Consider the following 2,603-nt stretch of genomic DNA (forward strand, 5'->3'; position numbering starts at 1 on the left):
TGGGGAGTGGGGAAGTGGGGAAGTGGGGAGGTGGGGAGAGGGAGAGAATGCAGTACAGATTAGAAATTAATCAGAGGATAAAAAACTGGGGAAAAGATAGCTTCAGCGCAATACATCTGGGTGAATCTATTCGGTATCAATAACTCCCTCCTGCAATAACCTCTGATCAAAGCTTAACTGAAATCCAGCCGGGGACAAATGCGCTTTTTTTGTTCCTCAGAATTCTCCTCACCATCATCACAACCTAGGCACTGTTCACAGATAACCGCTCAGGGTCCCTCGATTTGCTACTCTAAAGGAAAGATAACCGATTCTTAAAACCAAATCTATGAGCATTCCCGAAATTAGCGTCCATGAACTCGCTCTCCGTTTAGCCGATCATGATCCTAATTTACAACTTATTGATGTGCGCGAACCGGAGGAAGTTGCCATGGCATCTGTAGCCAATTTTACCATTTTACCCTTGAGTCAATACCAAGAATGGTCGCCCACTATTGCCAGCCAATTCAACCCCCAAGCGGAAACCCTGGTTATCTGTCACCATGGCATGAGATCCCTGCAAATGTGCCAATGGCTACAAAGTCAGGGTTTTACTAATGTTAAAAATATTAACGGCGGCATCGATGCTTATTCCCTCCTCGTCGATCCTAATATTCCCCGTTACTAATTTTGATCGCCTCCATCGGGAAAAGAGCGGGGTAAACTATCCCCCTTCTCCCCATTGATTACGGTCCTTCGGTTTGTCTTCTGCAATGGACGGGGTTATAAGGAATGAAACCCTTATAGAGACAGACATTGCCGCGATTTTTGTCAATTGTTTTTGATCTAGAGCGAACTAATCAATTAAATCTCTGGCCAGATAAGGATATAGTCGATTTATGCCACCCGATCGAACCATACCAAGTAACGAAGAACCTTGATGACTGACTACTGATAACTGATAACTGATAACTGATAACTGATAACTGATAACTGATAACTGATAACTGATTAAGCGTTATACTGTCTAAAAAAATGTTATAAATCTTTTGTTAAGATTATTCCCCTATGTCCGCTAGAACCCATCTCAGCGATCGCTATCAACATATCTTAAAGGCGACAATCCAACATTATATCGCCACGGCCGAACCGGTTGGCTCGAAAACTCTACTTGATGAGTACAAATTTACTGTTAGTTCCGCCACGATTCGCAATGCTCTGGGTAAACTAGAAAAAGAAGGTTTACTCTATCAACCCCACACTTCCTCCGGACGCATTCCCTCCGATTGGGGTTATCGTCTCTACGTCGATGAGTTAATGACTCCCGATGACCGTATCGGCGAAAAAATCGGCTATTATCTGCATCAAAACGCTAAATCTCCCGCTTGGAGTCTCGAAAGTCTGCTGCAACGGGCCACCCAACTCTTAGCCGGTTTAAGCGGTTATATCGCTATCGTTACCCTTCCCCACACCCTCACCAATACCCTGCGTCATCTGCAATTAGTCCCCGTCTCGGATCGGCAGATCATGTTAATTATTGTTACAGATAGTTTACAAACACGCTCGGTTATGATAGAGATTCCTGAGTCTATGGCAACGGACAAGAAGGATGGATTAGCAGAAGAATTACAAATCCTCTCTAATTTTCTGGGGGAAAAATTAAAAGGTTATTGCTTGGCAGATTTAATTAACCTCGATTGGCAGCAAATCGAGCGAGAATTTACCCGTTATACCCATTTTCTCCAACAATTAAGCCAGGAAATCGGCGCTAGTCTCCAATCCACTGCCACCCCAGAAATTATCGTCCATGGTGTCGCTGAAGTCATTCGACAGCCAGAATTCGCCCAATGGCAACAAGTACAAATGTTACTGCATCTATTGGAAGCAGAACAGGATCGCCTTTTACCCCTGATTTTACAAAGACCAGAACCGGAAAAATCAGCTAAAAAAGTCAAAATCACCATTGGTTCCGAAAATCCTCTGGAATCCATGCGCCCTTGTACTCTTATCTCCGCTTTTTATAAACAGGGAGATACTCCCGTCGGTAGTGTTGGCATTATCGGACCGACGCGAATGTTATACGAAAATACCATTCCCCTGGTGGAATCCACCGCTAACTATCTCAGCGAGGCTATAAGTAAGTAGATATCCCCCGCAAAGGTTCGGGAATGGGAGAATCGACAGTAAACTCTAAAATTGTCTCACCATCGCCCAAATAGCCAGAATTGGCAAAACAGAGCAACATCCGCACCAGCGCCACCCACACCTCCCCATCGAACTCCCAATCCTGTCCCCGACGCGCTCCACAGGCGATCGATTTTAGCGCCCAAAAATAACTATTTCTCACCACTGAACCGCCTTTTTTATAAACCGGCACATCCTCATGGTGAATATAAAGAATATCATCTTTAGCGATCGCTCTCATTGGTGGCTAGGAAGGTTGCAGAAATTTTCAGTTGACTGTCCTAGATAATAACATCTTTAGCGATCGCTTGCGTCGCGCCAGAAAACCCACTAAGCTAAGACGCATCTTAACCGCCTATCCTTAGATTAGCTGAATCTCCCCTTGCCCCCCCGATGTCGGTAGGTTGGGGAGTTGCCCCCCGATGTCGGTGGGTGAGTTG

The 2,603-nt window shown here is 45.1% G+C and carries 3 protein-coding genes; 2 read left to right on the forward strand and 1 reads right to left on the reverse strand.

Annotated features, from left to right (window positions below; genetic code table 11):
- Nucleotides 1-328 precede the first annotated feature (328 nt).
- Together MICAI_RS21870 and hrcA are read left to right on the forward strand one after the other, a co-directional pair.
- Nucleotides 329-667, forward strand: a complete 339-nt coding sequence (locus tag MICAI_RS21870; protein WP_002760272.1) for a rhodanese-like domain-containing protein — start codon at nucleotides 329-331, stop codon at nucleotides 665-667.
- 380 nt (nucleotides 668-1,047) lie between these two features.
- Complete coding sequence (hrcA, locus tag MICAI_RS21875; RefSeq protein ID WP_008207188.1) at nucleotides 1,048-2,124, forward strand: heat-inducible transcriptional repressor HrcA; 1,077 nt, start codon at nucleotides 1,048-1,050, stop codon at nucleotides 2,122-2,124.
- Here hrcA and MICAI_RS21880 read toward each other — a convergent pair.
- Entirely contained in the window at nucleotides 2,111-2,404 is a 294-nt protein-coding gene (locus tag MICAI_RS21880) for a hypothetical protein (RefSeq protein ID WP_008207191.1), read from the reverse strand. The two genes, hrcA and MICAI_RS21880, sit on opposite strands and share 14 nt — an antisense overlap.
- Between the last annotated feature and the right edge of the window lie 199 nt (nucleotides 2,405-2,603).

The organism is Microcystis sp. T1-4 (assembly GCF_000297435.1).
Lineage (GTDB): Bacteria > Cyanobacteriota > Cyanobacteriia > Cyanobacteriales > Microcystaceae > Microcystis.

Excerpts from the sequence above, each read along its gene's own strand:
- MICAI_RS21870 (WP_002760272.1), top strand. The coding sequence starts at position 329 with ATGAGCATTCCCGAAATTAGCGTCCATGAACTCGCTCTCCGTTTAGCC.
- hrcA (WP_008207188.1), top strand. The coding sequence starts at position 1,048 with ATGTCCGCTAGAACCCATCTCAGCGATCGCTATCAACATATCTTAAAG.
- MICAI_RS21880 (WP_008207191.1), bottom strand. The coding sequence starts at position 2,404 with ATGAGAGCGATCGCTAAAGATGATATTCTTTATATTCACCATGAGGAT.